The 25,833-nt window shown below is 72.6% G+C and carries 18 protein-coding genes; 10 read left to right on the top strand and 8 right to left on the bottom strand.

What is annotated here, in order from left to right:
* The first annotated feature begins 2 nt into the window (after window positions 1–2).
* Genes ACGFI8_RS21200 through ACGFI8_RS21180 form a run of 5 tightly spaced genes read left to right on the top strand, consistent with a single transcriptional unit; the run spans window position 3 to window position 5,164 of the window.
* Complete coding sequence (locus ACGFI8_RS21200; RefSeq protein WP_392807175.1) at window positions 3–1,145, top strand: acyl-CoA dehydrogenase family protein; 1,143 nt, start codon at window positions 3–5, stop codon at window positions 1,143–1,145.
* Window positions 1,146–1,155: 10 nt separating this feature from the next.
* Window positions 1,156–2,088, top strand: coding sequence for an acyl-CoA dehydrogenase family protein (locus tag ACGFI8_RS21195; RefSeq protein WP_392807172.1), 933 nt, complete (start codon window positions 1,156–1,158; stop codon window positions 2,086–2,088).
* Window positions 2,081–2,926, top strand: coding sequence for an enoyl-CoA hydratase (locus ACGFI8_RS21190; RefSeq protein WP_392807170.1), 846 nt, complete (start codon window positions 2,081–2,083; stop codon window positions 2,924–2,926). Before ACGFI8_RS21195 ends, ACGFI8_RS21190 begins: the two co-directional genes overlap by 8 nt.
* Entirely contained in the window at window positions 2,923–3,654 is a 732-nt protein-coding gene (locus ACGFI8_RS21185; RefSeq protein ID WP_392807168.1) for an SDR family NAD(P)-dependent oxidoreductase, read from the top strand. The genes ACGFI8_RS21190 and ACGFI8_RS21185 overlap by 4 nt, the downstream gene beginning before the upstream one ends.
* Window positions 3,647–5,164 carry a class I adenylate-forming enzyme family protein gene (locus ACGFI8_RS21180; protein WP_392807167.1) on the top strand — a complete coding sequence of 506 codons (1,518 nt, stop codon included), beginning with the start codon at window positions 3,647–3,649 and terminating at the stop codon, window positions 5,162–5,164. Before ACGFI8_RS21185 ends, ACGFI8_RS21180 begins: the two co-directional genes overlap by 8 nt.
* Here ACGFI8_RS21180 and ACGFI8_RS21175 read toward each other — a convergent pair.
* Entirely contained in the window at window positions 5,148–5,771 is a 624-nt protein-coding gene (locus ACGFI8_RS21175; protein ID WP_392807165.1) for a thioesterase family protein, read from the bottom strand. The two genes, ACGFI8_RS21180 and ACGFI8_RS21175, sit on opposite strands and share 17 nt — an antisense overlap.
* Window positions 5,772–5,858: 87 nt before the next feature.
* Here ACGFI8_RS21175 and ACGFI8_RS21170 point away from each other — a divergent pair, with 87 nt between their 5' ends.
* Both ACGFI8_RS21170 and ACGFI8_RS21165 read left to right on the top strand, forming a co-directional pair.
* A complete protein-coding gene (locus ACGFI8_RS21170; RefSeq protein WP_392807164.1) occupies window positions 5,859–7,451 on the top strand; it encodes a class I adenylate-forming enzyme family protein in 1,593 nt (530 codons plus the stop codon).
* An 81-nt stretch (window positions 7,452–7,532) separates the two neighbouring features.
* Window positions 7,533–8,636, top strand: coding sequence for a hypothetical protein (locus tag ACGFI8_RS21165; RefSeq protein WP_392807162.1), 1,104 nt, complete (start codon window positions 7,533–7,535; stop codon window positions 8,634–8,636).
* Between the two features lie 413 nt (window positions 8,637–9,049).
* Here the strand turns inward: ACGFI8_RS21165 and ACGFI8_RS21160 are convergent, their stop codons facing one another.
* The 5 genes from ACGFI8_RS21160 to ACGFI8_RS21140 all read right to left on the bottom strand — a co-directional run bounded on the left by ACGFI8_RS21160 (window position 9,050) and on the right by ACGFI8_RS21140 (window position 15,790).
* Window positions 9,050–11,602 carry a glycoside hydrolase family 2 protein gene (locus ACGFI8_RS21160; RefSeq protein ID WP_392807161.1) on the bottom strand — a complete coding sequence of 851 codons (2,553 nt, stop codon included), beginning with the start codon at window positions 11,600–11,602 and terminating at the stop codon, window positions 9,050–9,052.
* The gene (locus ACGFI8_RS21155) at window positions 11,599–12,450 is read right to left on the bottom strand and encodes a carbohydrate ABC transporter permease (RefSeq protein ID WP_392807158.1); all 852 of its coding nucleotides are present in this window, start codon (window positions 12,448–12,450) and stop codon (window positions 11,599–11,601) included. The genes ACGFI8_RS21160 and ACGFI8_RS21155 overlap by 4 nt, the downstream gene beginning before the upstream one ends.
* Window positions 12,447–13,400, bottom strand: a complete 954-nt coding sequence (locus ACGFI8_RS21150; RefSeq protein WP_392807156.1) for a carbohydrate ABC transporter permease — start codon at window positions 13,398–13,400, stop codon at window positions 12,447–12,449. The genes ACGFI8_RS21155 and ACGFI8_RS21150 overlap by 4 nt, the downstream gene beginning before the upstream one ends.
* A gap of 72 nt (window positions 13,401–13,472) precedes the next feature.
* Entirely contained in the window at window positions 13,473–14,777 is a 1,305-nt protein-coding gene (locus tag ACGFI8_RS21145; protein WP_392807155.1) for an ABC transporter substrate-binding protein, read from the bottom strand.
* 155 nt (window positions 14,778–14,932) lie between these two features.
* Entirely contained in the window at window positions 14,933–15,790 is an 858-nt protein-coding gene (locus ACGFI8_RS21140; protein WP_392807153.1) for a LacI family DNA-binding transcriptional regulator, read from the bottom strand.
* A gap of 73 nt (window positions 15,791–15,863) precedes the next feature.
* Here ACGFI8_RS21140 and ACGFI8_RS21135 point away from each other — a divergent pair, with 73 nt between their 5' ends.
* The 3 genes from ACGFI8_RS21135 to ACGFI8_RS21125 all read left to right on the top strand — a co-directional run bounded on the left by ACGFI8_RS21135 (window position 15,864) and on the right by ACGFI8_RS21125 (window position 23,187).
* Window positions 15,864–17,096 carry an ROK family protein gene (locus tag ACGFI8_RS21135; protein ID WP_392807152.1) on the top strand — a complete coding sequence of 411 codons (1,233 nt, stop codon included), beginning with the start codon at window positions 15,864–15,866 and terminating at the stop codon, window positions 17,094–17,096.
* Between the two features lie 269 nt (window positions 17,097–17,365).
* Complete coding sequence (locus ACGFI8_RS21130) at window positions 17,366–19,882, top strand: discoidin domain-containing protein (protein ID WP_392807150.1); 2,517 nt, start codon at window positions 17,366–17,368, stop codon at window positions 19,880–19,882.
* Between the two features lie 29 nt (window positions 19,883–19,911).
* Window positions 19,912–23,187 carry a discoidin domain-containing protein gene (locus tag ACGFI8_RS21125; RefSeq protein ID WP_392807148.1) on the top strand — a complete coding sequence of 1,092 codons (3,276 nt, stop codon included), beginning with the start codon at window positions 19,912–19,914 and terminating at the stop codon, window positions 23,185–23,187.
* A 55-nt stretch (window positions 23,188–23,242) separates the two neighbouring features.
* Here the strand turns inward: ACGFI8_RS21125 and ACGFI8_RS21120 are convergent, their stop codons facing one another.
* Window positions 23,243–24,652: a class I adenylate-forming enzyme family protein gene (locus ACGFI8_RS21120; RefSeq protein ID WP_392807146.1), complete on the bottom strand. Its 1,410-nt coding sequence runs from the start codon at window positions 24,650–24,652 to the stop codon at window positions 23,243–23,245.
* 85 nt (window positions 24,653–24,737) lie between these two features.
* On the bottom strand, window positions 24,738–25,826 hold the full coding sequence (locus ACGFI8_RS21115; protein ID WP_392807144.1) for a zinc-binding dehydrogenase: 1,089 nt from the start codon (window positions 25,824–25,826) through the stop codon (window positions 24,738–24,740).
* Between the last annotated feature and the right edge of the window lie 7 nt (window positions 25,827–25,833).

Genomic DNA, 25,833 nt, shown 5'->3' with positions numbered 1-25,833 from the left:
GCATGACTGGCGTCGACCTCACCGACACCCCCGCCGAGGCCGAGTTCCGGGCCGAGGCCCGCGAGTGGCTGCGCGCCAACGTGCCCGCCACGCCGCTGCCCTCCGGCGACACCCGCGAGGGCTTCGCCGCCCATCTGGAGTGGGAGCGGCGCCTCTTCGATGCCCGCTGGGCCGTGGTGTCCTGGCCGCGGGAGTACGGCGGGCGCGACGCCTCGCTGTGGGAGTGGCTCGTCTTCGAGGAGGAGTACTACGCCGCCGGGGCGCCGCAGCGGGTCACCCAGAACGGCATCTTCCTGCTCGCCCCGACGCTGTTCGAGTTCGGTACCGCCGAACAGCGCGACACTCTCCTGCCCCGCATGGCCGCGGCGCGGGACCTGTGGTGCCAGGGCTGGTCCGAGCCCGGCGCCGGCAGCGACCTGGCCGCGATCGCCAGCCGCGCCGAGCGGACCCCGGGCGGCTGGCGACTGACCGGCCAGAAGACCTGGACCACCCGCGGCGCGTTCTGCACGCACCTGTTCGGGCTGTTCCGCACCGACCCCGCCGCGCCCCGCCACCGAGGCCTCACCTACTTCCTCGTCCCGCTGGACGCCGAGGGCGTCACCGTGCGCGGCTTCGGCCGCCTCGACGGCGACGAGGGCTTCGCCGAGGTCTTCTTCGACGACGTGTTCGTGCCCGACTCGGCCGTGCTCGGCGGCGTCGACCAGGGCTGGCGGGTGGCGATGGCGACCACCGGCTCCGAGCGCGGCCTCACGCTGCGCTCGCCCGGCCGGTTTCTGCACACCGCCGAGCGGCTCATCGCCCTCGCGATCGCCCGCCGGGACCGGCTGCGCCCGGCGACCCGCGAGCGCGTCACCCGCGCCTGGCTGCGCGCCCGTGCGTACCGCCACTTCACCCTGCACCAGGTGACGGGGCTCGTCGAGGGCCGCCCGCCCGGCGCCCGGGCCAGCCTGAACAAGCTCTACTGGTCGCAGCTGGACATCGACCTGCACGAGGTCGCGCTCGAGCTGCTCGGCGCCGAGGCGATCCTGGACACGCCGTGGACCCGCGGCTTCCAGTTTTCCCTCGCCGGCCCGATCTACGCCGGCACCAACGAGATCCAGCGCAACATCGTCGCCGAGCGGGTGCTCGGCCTGCCCAGGGCCTGAAGGGGGAGCCGTGCGCTTCGCGCCGACCGACGAACAGGCGGCCCTCGCTGACGCCGTCCGCGAGCCGCTCGCCGCCGCCGACTGGGACGCTCTCGCCGCGATGGACGTCTTCGCCGCCCTGGTCCCCGCCGACGCCGGCGGGCTGGGCCTGGCCGAGACCGACCTGGTCGGGGTGCTGGAGGCGGCCGGGTATGCGGCCGCGCCGCTGCCGGTGTCCGCCACCGCGTTCGTCGCCGCGCCGCTGCTGGCGGCCGCGGGCGACCCGCGCGCCGCCGACGTGGCCGCCGGCCGGTCCAGGGTCGCGCTCGCCGGCCTGGACGATCCAGTCGGCCTGGCCCCCTTCGGCGGGCACGCCGACTGGATTCTCCATCTCGACGGCGGCAGCGCCCGCCTCGGCGCCGCGGCCGGTGCGCCGGAGTCCACCGTGGACACCACCCTGGACGCCGTGCGGTCGACCGGGGCCGAGGTCCTCACCGGTGACCCGGCGCTCGTGGGCCGCGCGCGGCTGCGCGCCGGGCTCGCCCTCGCGGCCGAGCTGGTCGGGCTCGGGCGGCGGATGCTCGACCTCACCGTCGGGTACGTCAAGCAGCGCCACCAGTTCGGCGTGCCGGTCGGCAGCTTCCAGGCCGTCAAGCACCACCTCGCCGACGCCGCGCTCGGGCTGGAGTTCGCCGCGCCCGAGGTCCTCGCCGCCGCGTGGGCGGTCGAGCACGACGCCGACGCGGTCCGGGCCGTCGACGCCGCGGTCGTGCTCGCCGCCGAGGCCGCGCACGCCACCGGCCGGGTCGCGATCCAGTGCCACGGCGCCATCGGCTACACGGTGGAGTACGAGCTGCACCGGTACGTCAAGCGCGCCTGGGCCCTGGAGGCCCTCTGCGACACGGGCGCCCGCCTCGACCGCCTCGCCGCATCCCTCGACCTACCGGAGGCCACCCATGAGTGAAGACGACGTGGTGCTGTACCGCACCGACGGGCCGGTGGCCGTCGTGACCATGCACCGGCCGCAGTACCGCAACGCCCAGAACTCCAAGATGACGTACGCCCTCGACGACGCGTTCTACCGCGCCGCGGACGACGACGAGGTGAAGGTCGTCGTCCTCGCCGGCGCCGGCGAGCACTTCTCGGCCGGCCACGACATCGGCACGCCCGGCCGCGACGTCGACACGACCTTCCCGCGCCGCGCCGGGCTGTGGTGGGACCACGTCGGCAAGGAGGGCGCCGAGAGCCGCTACGCCCGGGAGTCCGAGGTGTACCTCGGCATGTGCCGCCGCTGGCGCGAGCTGCCCAAGCCGACCATCGCGATGGTGCAGGGCGCCTGCGTCGCCGGAGGGCTCATGCTCGCCTGGTGCTGTGACCTCGTCGTCGCCGCCGACGACGCGTTCTTCGCCGACCCGGTGGTGCGCATGGGGATCCCCGGCGTCGAGTACTTCGCCCACCCGTGGGTCATGGGCCCCCGCTACGCCAAGGAGTTCCTCTTCCTCGGCGAGCGGGTGCCGGCCGAGCGCGCCCTCGCCCTCGGCATGGTCAACCGGGTCGTGCCCCGCGCCGACCTGGAGTCGTCCACGATGGACATCGCGCACCGGATCGCTGCGATGCCGCGGCTCGGCCTGGCGCTGGCGAAGAAGGCGGTGAACCAGGCCGAGGACCTCATGGGCCTGCGCGCGGGCATGGACTCGGTGTTCGGGCTGCACCACGTCGCCCACGCGCACAACGCCGAGGTCGGCAAGGACGCCCTCGCCGGGCACGACGCCCGCTCCATGCGCGACGGCGGCCGGTCGTGACACAGCAGCGCTACCTCGGCAGCGTCGCCCTGGTCACGGGGGCCGCCTCCGGCATCGGCGCGGCCACCGTGCGGCGGCTGCTGCGCGAGGGCGCCCGGGTCGCGGCCCTGGACCTGACCGCCGTCCAGGACAGCGCGGACGTGCTGCCGCTGGCCTGCGACGTGCGCGACGAGGCGCGCGTCGCCGACGCCGTGGCGCGCGCGGTCGCCTGGGGCGGGCGGCTCGACGTCGTCGCCAACGTCGCCGGGGTCGCCTCCTACCAGCACACCGGCGACGTGACGCTCGCCGAGTGGGAACGGATCCTGGGCGTGAACCTCACCGGCACGTTCCTGGTCAGCCGGGCCGCCCTGCCGCACCTCGTCGCCGCGCGCGGGGCCATCGTCAACGTGGCCTCGCTCGCCGGGGTGCGCGGCTGGCGGTACAGCGCCGCGTACTCGGCCGCGAAGGGCGGCGTCGTCGCGCTGACCAGGTCCCTCGCCGTCGAGTTCGCGCCCGACGGTGTGCGGGTCGCCTGCGTGTGCCCCGGCTCCGTGGACACGCCGCTGCGGGCGGGCCTGACGCCGGTACCGGACATGCATCCGAGGCTGGCCGGGCGCGGCGGGGCGCTCGTCGACCCGCCGGTCGCGGACCCGGCCGAGGTCGCCGCCGCGATCGCCTACCTCGGCGCGGCGGAGGCCCGCTTCGCCACCGGTGCGGTGCTGCGGCTGGACGGGGGAGCCGGTGCCTGAGCCGTCCACCATCGCCGACTTCGTCCGCGGCAACGACCCCGACGGCGTCGCCTTCCACGCCCCCGAGGGGACGTTCACCTGGCGCGACTACGACGAGCTGTCCTCCCGCCTGGCACAGTCCTACGCGGACGCCGGGTTCGTGCCCGGCGACCGGCTGGCCGTGCTGGTGACCGGCGGCGCGCTCACCCACGTGGCCTACCTCGCCGCGCAGAAGGCCGGCCTGGTGACCGTCGGCATCGGGCCGCGCGCCGGCGACGCCGAGATCACGCACCTGCTGCGCAAGACGGGCGCGGTCGCCCTCGCCACTCGCGAAACGCACCGCGGGCGCCCCGGCGCCGAGATCGCCGCCCGGTGCGGCGCGGCCCGCCATGTCGTGCTCGACCTCGACGCGCTGCCCTCGCCGCTGCCCTCGCCGCCGGACGGCGGCCGGGGACTCGCGGCGGACGACGTCTTCTTCCTCAACTCCACGTCGGGGACGACCGGGGTGCCCAAGGTCGTGCGGCAGACCATGGACAACCGGAAGTACTTCGGCCCGCTCGCGCACGCCGCCGGCCGGTTCGGCCCGGACGAGGTGTTCGCCAGCGTGCTGCCGGCGCCGTACGGCTTCGGGCTGTGGAGCGCGCACGTGGTGCCGGCGATGTACGGCTACCCGACCGTGCTCACCGCCGAGTTCGACGCGGCGCAGACGCTGCGGCTCATCGCCGAGCACCGGGTCACCGTGCTGTGCGCGGTGACCGCCCAGTTCATCATGCTGCTCAACGACCCCGGGTTCGCCGCGGCCGACCTGTCGTCGCTGCGGGTCATGTTCACCGGCGGCGAGCGCGTGCCGCTGGTCCGGGCCCGCGAGTTCGAGGAGCGCACCGGCTGCGCCGTGCTGCAGTTCTACGGCTCCAACGAGGCCGGGCCGATCTCGGTGACCACCGTGGACGACCCGCCGGAGCGCCGGCTGACCACCGCCGGCCGGACGATCCCGGCGATGCGGGTGCGGCTGCTGGCCGGCGGCAGCGAGATGTCCCAAGACGCGGCCGAGGGGCAGATCGCCGCGAACGGGCCCGGCTGCACGCCCGGCTACCTCGACGACGAGGCCGCCAACGCCGCCCTGTTCCGCCCGGACGGCTGGCTGCTGACCGGCGACCTCGGCGCGGTGGACGAGGAGGGGTACCTGTCGATCACCGGGCGGATCGCCGACTTCATCATCCGCGGCGGGCACAACGTCAGCGCGCTCGTCGTCGAGGAGGCGGTCGCGAGCCACCCGGCGGTGGCGGCGGTCGCGGTCGTCGCCGCGCCGGACCCGGTGCTCGGCGAGCGGGCGTGCGCCTACGTCGTGACCCGCGCCCCGCTCACCCTCGACGATCTGCGGGCGCACCTGGACGCGGGCGGCGTGACGAAGCAGAACTGGCCGGAGCGCTTGGTGACGGTGCCGCAGCTGCCGCTGGGCACCGGCGGCAAGGTGGACAAGGCCGCCCTGCGTGCCGACGCCGCGGTGCGCTTCGCTACGGCGCCAGACTGACCAGCGTCTGCGCCACCTGTCCGTCGCCGGCCGGGCGGCCGTCCACGGTGGCGCGGACGTCGAAGAGGTACCGGCGGCCGCGCGCCTCGGCGAGCACGGCCGTCACGGTCACCTCCTGGCCCACGTACGCCGGGCCCGTGTGCCGCACCCCGATCCACGTGCCCAGCGAGGCGGTGGCCGGGCCGAAGTGCGGGCGGAGCACGTCGGCGGCGGTGTCCTCCATGAACGCGATCAGCGACGGGGTGCTCAGCACCGGCTCGGCGTCCGGCACGTGGTCGGTGGTGACCGCCGCGGTGACGGGGAACAGCCTGGTGCACGCCGCGCCCGCGCGCAGGTCGGCGCGCAGCAGGGCGTGCGGGCGGGGCGTGCGCGCCGGGCCGCGGCGGACCTTGAGGTCGGCGATGATGCGCTCGCCCCGGGCGATGCGCACGGTGGCCGCGTCGCCGGTGCGGGTCAGGACCCGTGCCGACGGCGCCCCGCCGACCGGGTCGCCGTGCCAGATCAGCTGCTCGACGTGGCAGCCGGTGGGTAGCGGGATCGGCGGGAGGGCCGCGCTCACCGGCACGTCGAGGGACTTGCCGATCGGGGCCTGCCAGATGTCGTCCACGCTCGCACTCCCGCCTTGACACCGTTGATCTGCCGGGAACAGAATGACACAACCAAGCGCTTGTTTGGTAGATGGAAAGGGGAGCACGTGCAGTTCCCACCCGGAACGGCCCCGGCGCCCGGGAGCGTTCACGAGCGTTACGTCGCCGACCGCCTCGCCGAGGTGGGCCGGTGGGGCGAGGAGAACCTCCCGGACGTGGTCCGGCGCCACGCCGCGAAGAATCCCGACGGGCTCGCGTTCATCGCTGCGGACGACCGCATGACGTGGCGGCAGTTCGACGCCTGGTCGACCGCATTCGCGCGCCGGCTGGCCGAGGCCGGCCTGCCGCGCGGCGCCCGGGTCGGGGTCCTGCTGCCCGACGGGGTCGCCGTCCATGTGGTGTACCTGGCCGCCATCAAGGCCGGCGTCGTCGTGGTCGCGATCGGCCCGCGGGCGGCGCGCCTCGAGGTCCGCCACCTGCTCACCGTCGGCGGGGCGACGGCCCTGGTGAGCCTCGCGGACCACCGCGGCGAGCCGGTCGCCGATCTCGTCGACGGCCTCGGCATCACCACGCACATCGCCATCTCCAACATTTCCGATTTTTCCGAAACGTCGGATATATCGCTCGACGGACGCGAGCTCGGGCTCGGCGAGATCCACCTGCTCAACTCGACGTCCGGCACCACCGGCATGCCCAAGTGTGTGGTGCACAACCAGAACCGCTGGTTCTACTACCACGAGCTCGCCGTCGAGTGCGGCGACCTGCGCGCCGACGACGTGTTCCTGACGCTGATCCCGGCGCCGTACGGCTTCGCGCAGTGGACCGCGAACTTCACGCCCACCCTGCTCGGCGCGCCCACGGTCGTCATGCCCCGCTTCGACGCCGACGAGGCGCTGCGCCTCATCGAACGCGAGCGGGTCACCGTCGTGTGCTGCGTCAGCACCCAGTTCATCATGATGCTCAACTCACCGGTGCTCGAGCACGTCGACCTGTCGTCGCTGCGCTGCATGTTCACCGGCGGCGAGGCGGTACCGTTCGAGCGGGCCACCGAGTTCGAGCGCCGCACCGGCTCGAAGGTCCTGCAGTTCTTCGGCTCCAACGAGACCGGCGCCCTGTCCCGCACCTCCGTGCGCGACACCACCGACCAGCGCCTGCGCACCGCCGGCCGGATCATCGACGCGATGCGGGTCCGCCTCTTCGCCGACGATGGCACCGACGTGACCGCCGCCGGTGGCCCCGGCCAGGCCGCGTGCGCCGGCCCGGCGACGTGCCTGGGCTACTTCGCCGACCCGGAGGCGAACGAGAAGCTGTTCACGCCCGACGGCTGGATGCTCACCGGCGACATCTGCACCATCGACGCCGACGGCTACCTGCGGGTGGTGGACCGCAAGTCCGACTTCATCATCCGCGGCGGCAAGAACATCAGCGCCGCCGCGGTCGAGGACCAGGTCGGCACCCACCCGGCGGTCGCCATGGTCGCCGCGGTCGCCATGCCCGACCCGACGTTCGGCGAGCGCGTCTGCGCCTTCGTCGTCCTGCGCGAGTCAGCCACCCTCGACCTGGACGCCCTGCGCGCACACCTGGACGCCCGCGGCGTCTCCCGGGAGAACTGGCCCGAGCGCCTAGAGATCGTCGACGACCTGCCCCGCGGCTCCGGCGGCAAGGTCGCCAAGGCCCAGCTCCGCCAGCGCCTGCGTTAGTGCCCGGCCAGACCGGCACCGGCCGTTGCCTAGGATGGCCCCGTGCCAGGCGATTCCGGGCGTTTCCGGTCCGTGCATGACGTGCGCCAGCCGGTCGGCGGGGTGGAGGTTGACTTCGGTGCCGGTCCGCGGCGGCTGGCGGCCGGCACGGTGGTGCTGGACCTGACGCCGGCCGGCGGGCTGGTGCCGGCGGAAGGCCCGATCGACTGGACACAACTGGACAAGCTGCCGCATTGCCGCACAGTGGAGTGGTCCGGCCCGGATCGGGGCGTTGTCGACGCCGTTGCCGGCCGCCTCGGCATTCGCTTCCTGTATTGGAGCGACGCCGTCGGCGATCTCGACCTCCGGCGGACGCATCTGGGCACGGTCCGGCTGAACGGTGCCCAGCTGCGCAGCGTCCGGCTGCCCCGATTGATCGAGACCGTACTGCTGCTCCGACCGCCGGCCGGCCTCCAGGTCGAGGCGCCCAATGAGGGCCGCCGCGTGGCGCTCCGGCTGTTTCAGTACGGGCCCGACGTCGTGATACCCACCGGATTGCGCCGCGCGCCGGAGGTCTGGCTCTGGGTCGGCGGCGAGTTCTCCGCGGCGGCCCTGGCGGCGCTGTCGGACCTGGAACATCTCACGCTCACCTTCGACGCTCCGCCGGGAGTCCTCACCGACCTGTCCCAGTTGCGGCAGCACCCCCGAATGCACACCCTGCAGCTGGACGACGCCTACGGTCTGGACCCGGCAGCGCTGCCGGAGCTCCCGCAGCTGCGGCATCTCGTGCTCAACGGAACCAGGCGGACCATCGCCACCACACTGCGGCAGCGGTTTCGGCGCGGCCCGGTCGAGCTGTCGGTCAACGGCGCGAAATCGCAGGCATGGCTCGCAGCGCACATGGACAATCCGTTCCGGGACTGGGTGGAGGACTCCAAGGCGTTCGGGCAAGCCGCATGCAAGGCATACACCCGGGCATGGCGGGCGATCGAGGCCATCGAGCCGGAGGCGCCGGACCGGCTCACCGCCGCCGAGCGCGCGCTCCGCGACCTCGTGGCTGATCTCAACACCATCGACAGCGAGCACGGACTGATCGACACCATCTACCGAGAACAGGCCTGGGACGTCTTCCTCGACCTCGCCAAGCGCCTGCACATTCCCGAACCTCAAGCCGGCGAATGGTTCAACGAATCCCGCCGATTCTGATCCACGACAGCTACCACCGACCGAATCCAAGGCGTTGCAGAACACGGGGTCGAGCACGCCCGCCCGCCTTTCTACGCGTGGACCTGGTAGGCGTCGGGACGCGGTTTGCTGTTCGCTGCAGACGGAGCCCGGACTGTGGTCATGGCGGCATGGATGCAGCCAGCGGTCGCGGCGGATTCCGGTGGATAGTCGTCGGCGATCAGCCGCCTACCAGCTGCTCCGGTGTCGCCGCGGGCGGACCACTCGGCCGTCTCTTGCGCTAGATCATCCGTCGGCTGATGCGGCACCGTGCGCCGGGTGCACGTGCATGCACGCGTGCAGATCGTGATCTGGAGCGGCTGCTCACGGACGTGAGTGGGTTAGGCAAGTCCCTCGCGCTCGCCCCCGATTGGTCGAGCGCGAGGGGCGCGCCGTCAGGTTGTGAGTTCGCCGGACGAGCGGACCGCGGCGTTCAGCAGCGGCGCGGGCAGGACGGCGGCCGCGGCGGGTGGGAGCGGGCGGCCGTCGCGGCGGGCGACGCGGAAGACGTGGCGCTCGCCCGGCAGCAGCGTGACCAGGGCGTCGTCGACGGCCAGGGCCGGTGGTTCGGCGCCGAACGCCGCGGCCAGGCGGTCGGCGAAGACGCACACGTCGCGCAGGATCGTGCCGGCGGTGACGCCGACGCGCAGCTCGCCGTCCACGACCTCGATGTCGACGCGGCGGTCGGGCGGCAACGCCGTGCGATCGCGGTCCGGACGGAACACCCACGTCGTGCGCGAACCGTCGGCGTCCACGACGAGCAGCTCGGCGCGCGGGTCGCCGGGCAGGCCCACCTCCGCGCCGATGGCCAGGCGGGTGAGGCCGCCCGGCGGGCACTCGGGGCGCGGGCGGGCGCGGGCGAGCTCCCGGCCGTCCGGGCCGACCCGGCGGATCAGCACGTCCGGGCGCCACGGCGTGGGAGTGTCGTTGGCCAGGACGAGCACGAGGCCCTCGTCGCCGGTCGGGTCGTGGGTCGGGCCCGGGCGGACCGGCTGCACGGTGGCCAGCCGCGGGGCGAACGCGCGGCGCAGGGCGTGCCACAGGGGTTTCTCGATGCCCGCACCGTCCACCGCGGACCAGCTGATCGCCGGCCAGCAGTCGTTGAGCTGCCACACGACGACGCCGCCGCAGCGGTCGCGGGAGCGCAGCCATTCGACGCCGGCGGCCACCGCGCGGGCCTGGACGAGCTGGGTCGCGAAGTGCCAGTCCGCGCCGTCGGTCGGGGTGGGTACGTGCGGCTGGAGTCCGCGGGCCAGCTTGTGCAGGCCGTCGATGGCGCGCAGGTGGTGGCGGGTCAGCGGCGAGGCCGGGCCGGGCGTCTCGCCGTCGAGGACCCGCTCCAGCGTCGTCCACGCCGCCGGGCCGCACCAGCCCATCTCGGCGACGAACGACGGGTCGTGGTCGCGGTAGTGGACGTAGTCGGCCTCGTTCCAGGCGTCCCACAGGTGGCTCGGGCCGTGGGCGTCGGCCGCCGGGTCGCGCTCGACGGTGCCCGACCACGGGGAGTTCGGCAGATACGGGCGGGTCTGGTCCAGCCGGGCCAGCACGCCGGGCAGGACGTCCAGGTAGTAGGCGGCGCCCCAGCCGCGCTCGCCGAGCTGGTCGCCCCAGCCCCAGTGGTGGCGGCCGAGGACCGTCTCGTTGCCGCCGCACCACAGCACGAGGCTCGGGTGGGACGACATCCGCGCGACCGCCTGCTCGGCCTCGGCCGTCACGAGCGCCGTCATCTCCTCGTCCTCGCAGTACGCCGCGCAGGCGAAGAGGAAGTCGTGCCAGACCAGGACGCCACGCTCGTCGCAGGCGTCGAGGAACGCCTCGGTCACGAAGTGCCCGCCGCCCCACACGCGCAGCAGGTTGGCGTTGCCGGCGACGGCCTGCTCGATGCGGGCCGTCACCCGCTCGGGCGTCGCCCGGCTGGCGAGGGTGTCGTCGGGGATCCAGTTGTAGCCGCGCACCCGGACCGGGCGGCCGTTGACGACGAGCGCCCAGCGGGTGCCCAGCGCGTCCGGCGTCTCGTCGACCGCCACGCTGCGCAGGCCGATCCGGGCGGTGGCCGCGTCGAGCGTGCCGCCGTCGTGCTCGAGCTCCACCTGCAGGCGGTACAGCGGCTGCCCGCCCAGCCCGATCGGCCACCACAGCTCGGGCTCGACCACGAGCAGCGTGATCGCGACCTCGTCGCCGCCGGCGACGCTCGTCCCCGCCGCGGCGGGGAGACCGGCGGGGTCGATCAGCTCGGCCCGCACGCGCGCGCCGGCGGGCGCGTCCACGCGCGCGTGGACCGTGACGCTCGCCGCGCCGCGGGCGTCGAACCGGACGAGGGGCCGGACGTGCTCGATGCGCCCGGTGTAGGTCTCCAGGCGGATGTCGCGCCAGATGCCGGCGGTGACGAAGTGCGGGCCCCAGTCCCAGCCGAAGTTCGCCGCGGCCTTGCGCACGTGGGCGTACGGCTCGTCGTAGGGGCTCGGCAGCGGCCCGTGGGCGCGCTCGTGGGCGTGGGCGGCGTCCCAGGCCGAGGCGAAGCGCACCTCGACGACGTTGTCGCCGGGCCGCAGGACGTCGTCGACGCTCCAGCGGTACGCCAGGTGCTGGTCCCGCGCCGCCCCGACGAGCTGCCCGTTGACGTACACCTCGGCGATCGTGTCGAGGCCGTCGGCGACGAGGTCGGTGCAGGCGCCCGGCGTGGGCGACCAGTGGAAGTGCCGCCGGTACGTCCACTGCGCCCGGCCGACCCACATCTGGGCCAGCTCGCCCCAGCCGGCGTCGGGGTCGGTGATGAGGCCGGCGGCGAGCAGCGCCGTGTGCACCTCGCCGGGCACCCGCGCGGGGATCGCCGCGGCGCGGATCGCGTCGGGGACCTCGTCCGGGCCGCCCGCCCAGTGCAGTTGCCACTCGCCGCCGAGGTCGAGCCGGGTGAGCGCGGTCGTGGTCGCTTGCGTGGTCAGTGTCATCCTTTGACCGCCCCTGCGGTGAGTGCTTCCTGCATGCGGCGGCTCGACAGCGAGTACGCGATGTACACCGGCAGCAGCGTGAGCACGGTGCCGGCGGTGAGCACGCCGAAGTTGGTGGCGTCGGACACGAGGGTCGGCAGCGCGACCTGGACGGTGCGCACGTCCGGCCCGGTGCCGGTGATGGTGAGCGAGAAGAGGTACTCGTTCCAGAACGTGAGCAGCTGCAGGATCGTCACGCTGACCACGCCCGGCATGGCGATCGGGATGAACACGCTGACGAGCAGCCGCCAGTGCCCGGCGCCGTCCAGCGCCGCCGACTCGACCAGGGCCCGCGGTACCGTCCGCATGAACTGCGTGAGCAGCAGCACCGACAGCGGCAGCGCGCTGGCCGGCAGGAACAGCATCTGGAATTCGCGCGTGTAGAACAGGTCCATCCGGATCGCCAGGATGACCGTGGGGATCAGCGCCGCGAACGGCGGGATGAGGAAGCCGGCGGAGAAGGCCGCGGTGACCGTGCGGGCGAGGCGGTTGTCCTGGCGGGCCAGCGCGTAGGCGGCCGGCACCGCGAGGGCCAGCGTCAGTACGATCGCCACGACCGAGATGAGCAGCGAGTTGAGCAGCGCCTGGCCGAGGCCGGCGGTGCGCCAGGCGGTGGCGAAGTTTGCCCACAGCCAGTGCGACGGCAGCGCGAACGGCCGCGTGAAGATCTCGATGTTGGTCTTGAGGGCGCTGACGACGAGGTAGTACAGCGGCAGCGCGAGCAGCAGCGCGTAGAGCCATGACAGGACCGTCGCGACGGGCGTGCCGGCGCGCCGCGGCCGCGCGCGGGTGGCGTTCGGGGTGGTCATCGGGTGTCCTCCGTTGAGCTGCGCAGCAGTGCGCGGATGAGCAGCATCCCGGCGACGCCGAGGACGAGGAGCGCGACGCCGACCGCCTGGCTGTAGCCGAGGTCGCGCTGGGCGAACGCTTTGGCGTAGACCAGGTAGGACAGCGTCGTCGAGGAGGTGCCGGGGCCGCCCTTGGTGAGCAGCAGGATCAGGGCGGCGGAGGTGAACAGCGTCCAGAGGTACTGCAGCATCGCCAGCGTCCGCACGTAGTCCTTGACCATCGGGAACGCGATCTGCCACATCGTGCGCAGGCGCCCGGCGCCGTCGATGCGGGCCGCCTCGATCACGTCGGCGGGCACGCTGGCCAGGCGGGCGGCGAACAGCACCGCGGTCCAGCCGATGCCGCGCCACAGGTCGATGGCGACGAGGCTGGGCAGCGCGGTGGCCGGGTCGGCGAGCCAGGGCGTGACCCAGGAGTCGAGGCCGAGCAGGCGCAGCACGCCGTTGACGCCGCCGTCGGGGGACAGCACCCCGTAGAAGATCATGCCGGTGACGGAGATCGAGATGAGGCCCGGGGAGAAGTACAGCACCGACAGGACGCGGTAGCCGCGGGGCTTGGTGCTGAGGTGGTACCCGAGCATGAACGACAGCGGGATCATGACCGGGATCACGACGGCGACCTGGATGGCGCTGTTGCGCACCGCATCGAAGAACGCCGGGTCGTCCAGCACGTGCCCGATGTTCTCGGTGCCGACGAACGTCGGCTCGTACAGCAGCCCCTTCCACCGCAGCGTCGCGATGACGAACATGGCGGCGAGCGGGCCGACGGAGAACACGGCGAACCACACGAGGGACGGGACGGTGAGCCAGAGGACGTGGGGCGAATGTAAGCCGCCGCCCCGGCGCCTTCGCCGGCCGGGCTCAGCCGGGCGCGGCGCGGCGGTGCCGGCCAGGACGCTGGTCGATGACATCGTGGTTTCCTTCTGCGCGGGGGTGGGGGCCGCCGACGGCGGGCGGCCCCCGGTCGACGGGCGGTTCGCGGACTAGTCCTTGGTGGCGGTGTCGAGGCCGGCGCAGATCTGCTGCGGCGTCGACTTGCCGTACGCACCGGTGAGGACCTGGATGATCCGGTCGGACGCGGCACCGATCCACACGTCGGGCAGCACGGCGTAGTCCACGCCGGCGTCCAGGCCGAGCGACTGCGACAGCAGCGGGTTGGTCGCGTACGAGGCGAAGTCGCCGGTCGTCGGCGGCAGGATGCCGGCGTCCTTGACGAACTCGCCGACCGCGGTGTCCGCGTAGAACTTCGTGACCAGGCGCTTGACGTTGTCGATCCGGCCGGCCTCGGCGCCGCGCTTGGTGATCATGAAGCCGACGCCGGTGAAGCCGTGGTACGCCGTCGGCTTCTTGAACGTCGAGCCGCTCGGCACCGGGAACCCGCCCAGCGTCGTGTGCTTCTCGATGCCCGTGCCGGATGCGACGGACTCGCTGTACGCCCACGACCCGGCCGGCATGATGGCCGCCTTGCCCGAGTAGTACGCCGCGTACATGCCGTCGGCGATGAGCCCGGCGGCGTTGTCGACGAACACGCCGCCGTCGCGCAGCTGGGTGAACAGCTTGATGCCGTCCATGACCGAGGGCGTGGCGCAGTAGCCGCCCTTCTGCATGACCTTCTGCATCGTCGCGGCGTCGGTGTAGGACTCGGCGATCTGGTAGAAGAGCTTCTGCCCGGTCCAGTCGTTGCCGCCGACGGTGAGCGGCCCGATGCCGGCCGCGCGCAGCTTGCCGGCGGCGGCGACGAGCTCGTCGGTGGTGGCCGGGATCTTGTCCACGCCGGCCTTCTTGAGCAGGTCGGTGTTGTACCACAGCGGCCAGCTGAACCCGGAGAACGGCAGGCCCTGCAGCTTGCCGCCGGGCGCCCCGCCGACGCGCCACTCGTCGAGCGCGGCGGGCTTGAGCTTGTCGGCGAGGCCCCAGTCCGTGACGTACTGCTCGGCCGGCACGGTGACGCCGGCGTCGAGCCAGCCCAGCGTCTTGTCGAAGAGGTTGACGATGACGAGGTCGGGGGACTTGCCGGCGGCGACGGCGTTCTCGACCTGGTCGTCGATGGTCTCGAGGCCCTCGGTGACGTTGACCTTGATGCCGGTCTCGGCGGTGAACGCCTGGAAGACGCGGTTCTGCGCGGCGGCGGCGGAGTTGCCCGACGACCAGCGGGTGACGACGTCGATGGAGTCGGCCGCGGACGCGGGCTCGCCAGAGCCGCAGGCGGCGAGGGCGGGGCTGAGAGCGAGGAGGCTGACGAATGCGGCCACGGCGCGAGCGGCCCGCGGCCTGGTGCGGTGGTCCATAGGGATTCCTTCACGTCTTGTGCAGGGGAGGGTGACAGCGCGTCGAGATGGACGACAGGCGCTGTTGACGCATGAGGGAATGGGGGTGTCCCGGAAGGTGCTGGCTCACAGCGTCGCCGACGGCAACGCTGAAGTCAACAACAAAGATTTTTAATCTATGAAAGCTCGCGGCTGGAGCCCCGGACGATCAGGCGGGCCGGCGCGGCCTTGACGGTGCCCGGGGCGGCGCCCGACAGCGCGCCGGCGAGCGTGTTGCCGACGAGCTCGCCCAGCTCCTGCACGTCGTGGCTGACCGCGCTGAGCGGCGGCACGGCCAGCTGGCACAGCGCGGAGTCGTCCCAGGCGACCAGCGACAGGTCGGCCGGCACGGCCAGGCCCAGGCGGCCGGCCTCGTGCAGCGCGCCGAGCGCCATGACGTCGTTGTCGAAGACCAGCGCGGTTGGGCGGTGCCGCAGCGCCGCGAGCTCGGCGACCGCGCGCACCCCCGCCGCCTCGGAGTAGTCGCCGTCGAACGATGTCGTGCGTACGCGGTGCTCGGCGGCGACCGCCTCGAACGTGCGGCGCCGGATGATCGTGTGTGCCATCGGCGCCGGCCCGCCGACGTGGCCCAGGTGCGTGTGCCCGGCCGCGACCAGCTCGGCGACGACGTCGCGCATGGCGACCTCGTCCTGCGTCCATACCGCGGGCAGCCCGTCGGCGGTGACCGGGTCGCCGATGACGACGCACGGCAGGCCCAGCCGCTTGACGACGGCGACGCGCTCGTCGCCGGGCAGCAGGTCGATCAGGATGAGGCCCTGGACCTGGCCGTACTGCGCCCAGGCCCGCATCCGCTCGACCGCCTGCGGGACCGTGGCCACGACCTGCAGCAGCACCGGCACGCCGAGCGGGGCGAGCACGCGCTCCATGCCGGCGATGAACTCGTGGAAGAACGGCTCGGCGCCGAGCACCTCCGCGTCCCGCACGAGGGCGAGCCCCACCGGCGTGCCCTGCTGCGGGGTCGGCACCGCGGCCATCGGCTCCTCCTCGTGATTTACCCTACGTCCCCGTAACGTAGTCGTGCGACAGCGTACGGCGAGACGAGAGGCGGTGAGCGTGGCGCGACGGGAGTCTGCGGCCGCGGGACCCGGTAGCCGTGCGCTCATCGTGGACCTCATCCGCTCCTCCGGGCCGATCAGCCGGGTGGAGCTGGTCAACGCGACCGGCCTGACCCAGCCGACGATCTCGAACATCGTGCGCCGGCTCATCGACGACGGGGTGGTGCGCGAGACGGGCGACACGGTCGCGACCCGCGGCAAGCCCCGCGCCATGCTGGTCATCAACTCCCGCGCGGCCTACGGCGTCGGCATCCACGTCGGCGCGGACACGCTGACGTGCGTCGTGACCGACACCCGGGGCGGCACCGTCGGCCGGCAGCTCGTCGCCGGCCCGGCGGACGGGCGGCCGGAGAGCGTGGCCGCGCGGCTGGCCACGCTGTATCACGACGTCACCCGCGGCCTCGGCCTGCCGCCGCAGAGCGTGGCCGGCATGGCCGTGGTCGGGCCGGGGCCGGTCGACGTCGCGCGGGGCCGCTTCGTTGCCCTGCCCGGCCCGCAGCGCCCGGCCGGCCTCGACCTCGCGCATGCGCTGACCGGCCGCCTCGGCGTGCCGGTGCTGGTCGACAGCGACGCCGCCGCGGCCGCCGTGGGCGAGTTCTGGGGGCGGCAGGTCTCCCGGGAGCGCACCTTCGGCTGCCTGTACATGAACTCGGGCATCGGCTCCGGCGTCGTGCTCGACGGGGCGCTGCACCGGGGCGCGAGCTCCAATGCGGGCAAGCTCGGCCACATCCCCGTGGTCCGCGACGGCGAGCGGTGCCACTGCGGCAACCGCGGGTGCCTGGAGCAGTACGCGGCGCCGCGCGTGCTCGTCGCCCGGGCCCGGGCCACCCGGGGCCTGGCCGACCGGCTGCGCATCCGCCCCGAGGACCCCGCGGCGCGGGCCTTCGACGTGCTCGCCCGCGCTGCGATCTACGGCGACGAGCAGGCCCGCGCGCTGCTCGACGAGTCGGCGGCGCTGCTCGCCGAGGGCGCGCTGGTGCTGGCCAACCTGTGGGACATCGACACGCTCGTGCTCGCCGGACCGGGCTTCGCCGTGGCCGGGTCGATCTACGTCACCGAGATCCGCCGCCGCCTCGCCGAGCGCGCGTTCGCGCGGGAGGTGCACGACGTGCGGGTCGACCTGTCGAGCAACCCGCGCGACTCGGCGGCGATCGGCGGCGCGGCCCTGGTCCTGCAGGGGTCGGTCGCGCCCGGCCACGGCCCCGAGGTGGCCGCGCGGCCCTAGCGCGATGCGCCGGCCGCGGGTACGGTGCTCAGGTCAGCCGCCCGCCACAGGTTGACGTCGCTCGAAGTGCATCATAGATTAATAATGTAACTTATTCGGGTACATCCCGGGGTCTTTCGGCAGCCCCGAGGACACCGCCGCTTCCGCCATGTTCCGGCCGGGCCGCCCGCCAATCCCGCCTGAAGCCTCGCCAGGCGCGCGGGCGACGCTGCGTCGCTGCCAACCGTGACCGGCGATCACGTTTGGGAACCCCCTCCCAAAGGAGCCCCATGACACACAGCAGAACCCGGCGGGCCGCCCGCATCGCCGCCGGGATCACAGCGCTCGGCGCCGTCGTCGCGGTCGTCACGGTCGCGGTGCCGTCGATCGCGGCCCAGACTGCGGCGGCCGCGGCGCCGCGCGTCATCCACGTCGCCAAGAACGGCAACGACGCCAACGCCGGCACGCAGGCCGCCCCCTACCTGACCATCAATCGCGCCGCCCAGGACGCCCAGCCGGGCGACAAGGTGGTCGTGCACGCCGGGCTGTACCGCGAGACGGTCAAGCCGGCCCGCGGCGGCACCGACGAGGCGCACCGCATCACCTACACCAACGCCGGTGACGGCGAGGTCGTCGTCAAGGGCTCCGAGGAGATCCACACCTGGGCGCGCGGCAGCGGCAACGTCTGGAGCGTCACCCTGCCCAACAGCTACTTCGGCGACTACAACCCGTACGCGACGGGGCAGCCGATGGGCGGCGGGGGCGACGTCTTCCCCGGCTACACCGCCGGCGACGTCTACCTCAGCGAGCAGGCGTACCTCGAGAAGCCCGCCCTGAGCGACATACAGAACGCGCCCGGCACCTGGTACTCGCAGGTCTCGGGCGGCAACACGACGATCTGGGCCAACTTCAACGGCGCCGACCCCAACGCGAAGCTCGCCGAGATCAACGTGCGCCGCCAGATCTTCGCTCCGGACGCCTGGGGCCTGGGCTACATCACCGTCGACGGCTTCACCGTGAAGCACGCGGCCAACACCTACTCCGACTTCCCGAGCAGCCCGTCGCGGCGCCAGGCCGGCGCGATCAGCGTCAACGGCGGCCTGCGCTGGATCATCCAGAACAACATCGTCGTCAACGCCCGCACCATCGGCATCGACATCGGCCTCGGCAACGACGAGTGGGCCGGCAACCGCCCCGGCACCACCCGCACGAACTTCCACGACACCGCCAAGTACGGCTCGCACATCGTGCGCAACAACTACATCGCGAAGTCCGGCCAGTCCGGCATCGCCGGCGTCTTCTCGTGGAACTCCCAGATCCTCTACAACATGATCGAGGACACCAACTACCGCAACGAGTTCAGCGGCGCGGAGACGGCCCCGATCAAGGTGCACTACATGAACCAGGGCCTCATCAAGGGCAACTACGTCAAGAACTCCAGGGGCGGCAACTCCGCCGGCATCTGGACCGACTGGGGCAACCAGAACGTCCGCATCACCGGCAACATCGTCATGAACTGCCCGTGGGGGTACTACGCCGAGGCCGTGTTCGGCCCGATCCTCGTGGACAACAACGTCTTCATCGGCAACAGCGACATCCGCACGCTGGACGCCACCGGCATCGTGTTCGCCAACAACCTCTTCATCGACAACGGCCGCATCAACATCGACGGCTCGGGCCGCGATGCCTACTACTTCCAGCCCGGCACGATGAACGAGGCGACCGCGCTCACCTCGCCGATGAAGGACTTCTGGTACAACAACCTCGTCCAGGGCTCGACCCTGCCCGACAACGCGACGAACAAGACGCACGTCAAGGAGGGCAACTTCACCGGCGCGCTGTCCAACGTCCGCTACACGGCGAGCAACACGCAGATGTCGCTGAGCTTCGACCTCAACGCCGCCGGCATCACCGGCCTGACCCCGGTCACGCGGGCCCGGGTCGGCACCATCCCGCGGGCCAACGAGAGCATCGCCGCCGACGTGACCACCGACTTCCTCGGCGCGCCGATCAGCTCGACGAACGCGATGGCCGGCCCGTTCGCCGCCGCGCACGGTGGCTCCAACACGTTCGCGCTGTGGCCGCCGGCCGGCCAGACCGTGCCGAAGCCGCCGGCGCCGCCGTCCGACGTGCCGGTGAACCTGTCGCGCAACTCGGGAGCCCGCGCCGTCGCCTCCTACCAGGACGGCGCGCTGACGGCCGCCAACGCCATCGACGGCAACGTGTCGACGCGGTGGTCCAGCGATCACAGCAACGACAACAACGCCTGGATCTACGTCGACCTCGGCGCCGCCTATCCGGTGTCCACGGTGAACCTGTTGTGGGAGACCGCCTACGCCAAGGCGTACAAGATTCAGGTCTCCGACAACGCGGCACAGTGGACGGACGTCTACTCGACCACCGCCGGCGGCGGTGGCTCCGAAACGGTCGCGGTCAACCGGACCACCCGCTACGTGCGGATGCAGGGCGTCACCCCGAACACGCAGTGGGGCTACTCGCTGTGGGAGTTCGAGGTGTACGGCACCGCGACGAGCCCCGGTACCGGCCCGACGTTCTACGCCGACGCGAACTACACCGGCGCCTCGGCGACCCTCGGCGTCGGCAACTACGACCTGCCGCAGCTGCAGGCGGCCGGCATCGCCAACGACAGCATCTCGTCGATCCGGGTGCCGGCCGGCTACGTGGTGACCGCCTACGCCGACGCCGGCTTCTCCGGCACCGTCTGGACGTTCACCGCCGACGCCCCGAACCTCGTCAACACCGGCAACAACGACGCCATCTCCTCGCTGCGCATCACCACCCGGTGACCCCTGACCGCCATCAGGAAGGAAACCCCATGAGACTGGGCATGAAACGGCGACTGCTCGGCGTCGCCCTCGCCGCGCTGATCGTGGTCCCGGCCGTGGTGCGGCTGCCCTCGGCAGCAGCCGACACGCCGGTCAACCTCGCCCGCAATTCCGGAGCCCGCGCCGTCGCCTCCTATCAGGACGGCGTGCTGACGGCCGCCAACGCCATCGACGGCAACGTGTCGACGCGGTGGTCGAGCGATCACAGCAACGACAACAACGCCTGGATCTACGTCGACCTCGGCGCCGCCTATCCGGTGTCCACGGTGAACCTGTTGTGGGAGACCGCCTACGCGAAGGCGTACAAGATTCAGGTCTCCGACAACGCGGCACAGTGGACGGACGTCTACTCGACCACCGCCGGCGGCGGTGGCTCCGAAACGGTCGCGGTCAACCGGACCACCCGCTACGTGCGGATGCAGGGCGTCACCCCGAACACGCAGTGGGGCTACTCGCTGTGGGAGTTCGAGGTGTACGGCACGGGCTCGAGCGGCGGTGCCGGGTCGGCGACCCTCGCCCCGTCGACCACCTACCCGCAGACCTACACCGACTGGGCCAACGGCCTCCTCGCCGGCAACGGCAAGCAGGGGATCATCGTGTTCGGCAACCCGCGCAACGAGACCACCGTCTTCGACGACAAGGACTTCTTCATGGCGCGGACGGAGGCCCGGCCGCACCGGACCTTCAACACCGTGAGCGCGAGCGACATCAACCGGATCCGCGACCTGCTCATCGCCGGGCAGTACCGCGACGCGAACACGCTCGCCGCCAATGTCCAGGGCTACCAGGGCGGCGGCGAAGGCAGCAAGCACCCGGGCTTCAAGATGACGATGCAGCTCGCCGGCAGCGGCACGATCAGCGACTACGTCCGCTCCACCGACTACTCCTCCGGGGTCGTGGCGGTGAACTGGACCGACGGGCAGGGCCGGTGGGAGCGCGACTCGTTCGTGTCGCGGACCGACGGGGCGACGGTGCAGTACCTGCCGGCACCGTCCGGGCAGCGGCTCAGCGTCAAGCTCGGCCTGTCCATCGACCCGGGCATGAACATGCTCAACAAGGGCGTCACGTACACCAACAACTCCGACACCAGCTTCCTCAACCTGCGCGCGAAGTACGCCGCCGGCACCTACAACGCCGGCTACGAGGGCGTCACCCGGATCGTCACCGACGGCACGAAGAGCATGGACGGCACCGACGTGTCCGTCACCAACGCGACCTACGTGCTGCTGCTGACGCTCACGCAGCGGTACAACGGGACGTACAACGGCGGCGTCCCGGCCGAGCAGGAGTGGAACAAGCAGCCGCTCCAGTCGCGGCTCAACGCGCTCAGCAGCGACTACCGGACGCTGCTGAACCGTCACGTCGCCAAGCACAACGAGATCTTCAACCGGGTGTCGTTCGACCTCGGCGCGAGCGCGCAGGACCGCGCCAAGTCCACCGAGCAGCTCCTGGCGGAGCAGAAGAACTCCTCGACGCCGATCCCGGCGCTGTACGAGCGGATGTTCTACGCCGGCCGGTACCACCTGCTGGCGTCGAGCAACGAGACCGCCGCCCCCGACCTGCTCGGCAACTGGACCGGCGACAGCAACGTCGGCTGGGACGGCTACTACCACCTCGACGCGAACCTCAACCTGCAGATCTCCGGCGGCAACGTCGGCAACATGCCCGAGGCGATGGCCGGCTACTTCTGGCTCAACAAGCAGTGGCAGACCGACTTCCGCACCAACGCCCGCAAGCTGCTGGGCACCCGGGGCATGCTCACCGGCGGGAACACCCCCAACGCCGAGGGGCTCATCTCGAACATCAACTTCGACTACCCGTACCAGTACGTCACCGGCGGCGAGTCCTGGCTGCTGTACCCGTTCTGGGAGTACTACCAGGTGACCGGCGACAAGACGTTCCTGGCCAACCAGTACTACCCGCTGATCCGCGACATGGGCGACTTCTACGAGGACTTCCTCGTCAAGAAGGACGGCAACGGCAACTACATCCTCGCCGGGTCCATCTCGCCGGAGAACACCCCGCCCGGCGGCGTGCCGCTGGCCGTGAACTCGGTCTACGACATCTCCGGCGCGCGGTTCGCGCTGTCCACGCTCATCCAGACCAGCCGGGCGCTCGGCCGGGACGCCGACAAGATCCCCGTCTGGCAGGAGAGGCTCGACCACCTGCCGCCGTACATCGTCAACAACGACGGGGCGCTGGCCGAGTGGGCCTGGCCCGACCTCGCGAACAAGAACAACTACCAGCACCGGCACTCCAGCGGCCTCATGCCGGTCTGGCCGTACCGCGAGATCACCCCGGAGACCAACCGGGCGCAGTACAACGCCGCCCAGGTGTTCCTGCAGAAGAAGGACACCGGCAGCTACGAGAACGCCGGCCACGGCCTGCTGCACGGCGCGCTGATCGCCGCCGACCTCAACAACGCCGACTCGGTCAACGCGAAGCTGCTGCGGTTTGCCAAGGACGACTACTACTACAGCGGCATGGCCACGTCCCACTACAACAACCACGGCGTGTTCGCCACGGACGTGGTCAACTCCGTGCCCACGATCATGATGGAGATGCTCGCGGCGACCCAGCCCGGGACGCTGGAGCTGCTGCCGGCCCTGCCGAAGGGCCTGAAGAAGGGCTCGATCTCCGGCATGCTGGGCAAGGGCCAGTTCAAGATCGACAACCTGACGTGGGACACCGACGCCCGCAAGGCGAAGGTGACGCTGACGTCCTCCATCGACCAGAACCTGACCCTGATCCAGCGCTCCGGCATCGCCTCCGTCACCGCCGACGGCGCCACGGTGCAGAGTTCCCCGCTCGGCGGTATCGCCCGTGTCCTGCCGCTGCAGAAGGGCAGGACGGTCACCGTCGACCTGACGCTCAGCGCCGCGACCGTCAACCTGGCCCTGGGCAAGCCCGCCACGGCCTCGTCGTCGTCAAACGCCCAGCAGGGCCCGGCCGCCGCCTTCGACGGCGACCTGTCCAGCCGCTGGAGCGCCAGCGAGGACCCGAACAACTGGCTGCAGGTCGACCTCGGCGCCACCTACAACCTGCGCGAGGTCGACCTGCGCTGGGAGGCCTCCTACGCGAAGGCCTACAAGCTCCAGGCGTCGACGGACGGCTCGACCTGGCGCGACATGTACACCCAGTCGAACTCGCCCGGCGGCACCGAGAAGATCACCGTCACCGGCCCGGCCAGATACGTCCGCATGCAGGGCGTGACGAAGTCCGGGCAATGGGGCTACTCGCTGTACGAGATGGAGGTCTACGCGTAACGCGCCGTCCGCGGCACCTGGCCGGCCGGCCAGGTGCCGCGGCCCGGGCGGCGGCTCAGGCCGGGCGGAGCAGGTCCCGCAGGCGAGTGCGCTGAATCTGGCCCGTCGCCGGAGTGCGGGGGATCGCCGGCACCACCGCCACCCGCCGCGGCACCTTGAACGACGCGAGGCGGCCGTTCACGTGCTCGCGGACCGCGGTGACGGTCGGAGCCTCGCTGCCCGGCGGCACGACGACGACGGCGCAGACGATCTCGCCCCAGCGGGGGTCCGGCAGGCCGACCACGGCCACGTCGAGGACGCCCGGCAGGCCGCGCAGCGCGTGCTCGACCTCGGCCGGGCCGACCGACTCGCCGCCGGTGCGGATCACCTCGCGGGTGCGGCCGGTCAGGAAGAGGTAGCCCTCGTCGTCGAGGCGGCCGACATCGCCGGAGCGGTAGACGCCGTCGAGCGGGTCGGCGCCGAGGTAGCCGTTCATGAGCGCCGGGCCGCTGGTGCAGACCTCGCCGTTCTCATCCAGCCACAGGGCGTTGGGGGTCGCGGGGCGGCCGACGCTGCCGGGCTTGCGGGCCAGGTCCCAGTCGTGCAGGGCGGCCATGCGGCCGGCCTCGGTCGAGCCGTACAGGATCGTGGTCGTCGTGCCGGGCAGCCGGGCCTTGATGCGCTCGACGAGGTCGGCGGCGACGCTGGACGTGCCGGTGTCGGCATGCCGCAGCGAGCGCAGGTCGGCGCGGCGGTGCTCGGGGTCGAGCAGCCGCTCCCACACGGCCGGGATGCAGTACAGCGCGGAGGGGCGGCGGCGCTGGACCACGTCGATCATGTCGGCGGCGTCGGCACGGCGGACCAGGTGCACGGCGGTGCGGTGCTGCCACGCCTCCATGACGTAGTGCCAGCCGCCGTAGTGGTACAGCGGGAAGGTGCACACCACGCCGCCGTCGCCGCGCAGGCCGCTGGTGAACGTGCCGCCGCCCGGCGCCGCGCGCAGCCAGCTGGCCCGGTGGCTGACCAGGGCGCCCTTCGGCGCGCCGGTGCTGCCGCTGGTGAGGTACAGGATGTGCGGCTCCCGGTCGTCCAGCGGCACCGGGGCGAAGCCGCCGGCGCCGCCGTCCAGAATGGACGGTGGCCGGACCGGTTCGGTGAAGTCCACATCGGACACGACCAGCCGGGGGTCCACATAGGAGCGGACGCGGTCCCGCTCCGCGACCGGCAGGAACGGGTTGACGGGCGCGAAGACGGCGCCGAGCCGCGCGCAGGCCACGAACACCTCGACGGAGCGCAGGGTCGGGGTCACGCACCACAGCACCGTGTCGCCGCGGGTGACGCCGAGGCCGGCGATGGCGTTGGCGGTGCGGTCGGCCGCGGCGTCGAGCTCGCGGAAGGTCAGCTGGTCGGGGCCGAGCGTGGCGGCCACGGCACTCGGGACCGTCAGCGCGGCCGTGGTGACGATGTCCCCGATGAGCAGGCTCATGCCGACACCTCCGCTTCGCTCCGGCACCGGCATGAGCTGTACCTGCGTTTCCGATTCGCGGCCACTCCGCTTCGCTCCGTACCGCTCATGCGCGCCCCCAGTCGAAGAGGTCCACCTGGGCGGGGCCGAGCGCGCCGTACCGCCCCTTGTCGCGGGTGATCTCCAGGGCCTCCGGCAACGCCTCGACGCCGGTCAGGCGGTGGGTGATCAGGCAGGACACGTCGACGTCGCCGCGGCCGACCAGGCGCAGGGCGTGCTCGAAGGCGCCGCTGCCGGGGGAGTAGCCGCCGGCGCCCGAGCGGGGGTGCAGCAGGGTCACCGAGCGCTCCCGCAGCCGGGCGATGGGCGCGGGGGCCTGATCGGGGAGTACCGACACCATCACAATGCTGCCGCCACGCCGCACGCAGGCGGCGGCCAGGCCGAAGGTGTCGGCGCCGGCGGTTTCGAAGACCACGTCCGCGCCGATGCCCTCGGTGGCGGCGAGGACCTCGGCGGCCACATCGCCGGAAGCGTCGAGGACCAGGTCGGCGCCGGCCCGCTCGGCCAGTTCCCGCTTCGCGGGGCTGCGGCCGCTGACCATGACGAGCCCGGCGTTGCCGTGCCGGGCGACCTGCGTGTGCAGTACCCCCATGACGCCGGCCCCGATGACCAGCACGCTGTCGCCGGGGCGGACACCGGCGGCCGCGTGGCCGTGGATCGCGCCGGCGAGCGGCTGGATCGCGGCGGCCTGCGCGGCGCTGACGCCGGCGGGCACGCGCACGAGGGTCCGCGCGGGGACCACGACGCGCTCGGCGAAGGCGCCGGGGCCGGTGAAGCCGAGGACGGCGGGGGAGGGGCAGGCGTCGGGGCGATCCCGCCGGCAGGCGGCGCAGCGGCCGCACGCCGCGGTCTCCACGGCGGTGACCCGCGCGCCGGCCCAGGACTCCTCGACGCCGGGCCCGAGGGCCCCGACAACGCCGGCGAACTCGTGGCCGCCGAAGCGGGTGGGGCCGGCCGCCAGGCGGTCGGCGAGCACGGCATGCATGGCGACCGGCTCGCCGGCCAGCAGCATGCACTCGGTGACGCTCGGCTGGACGCATGCGACGTCGACGACGACCTCGCCCGGCCCGGGCACGGGGTCGGGAACCTCCTCGACGGCCGCGTCGCCGAAGCCGCGCAGGACCAGAGCCCGCATCCGTGAC

Origin of the sequence: Dactylosporangium sp. NPDC048998, assembly GCF_043197855.1 — a bacterium.
GTDB lineage: Bacteria > Actinomycetota > Actinomycetes > Mycobacteriales > Micromonosporaceae > Dactylosporangium.
This window is presented reverse-complemented; position numbering and strand designations above follow the sequence as displayed.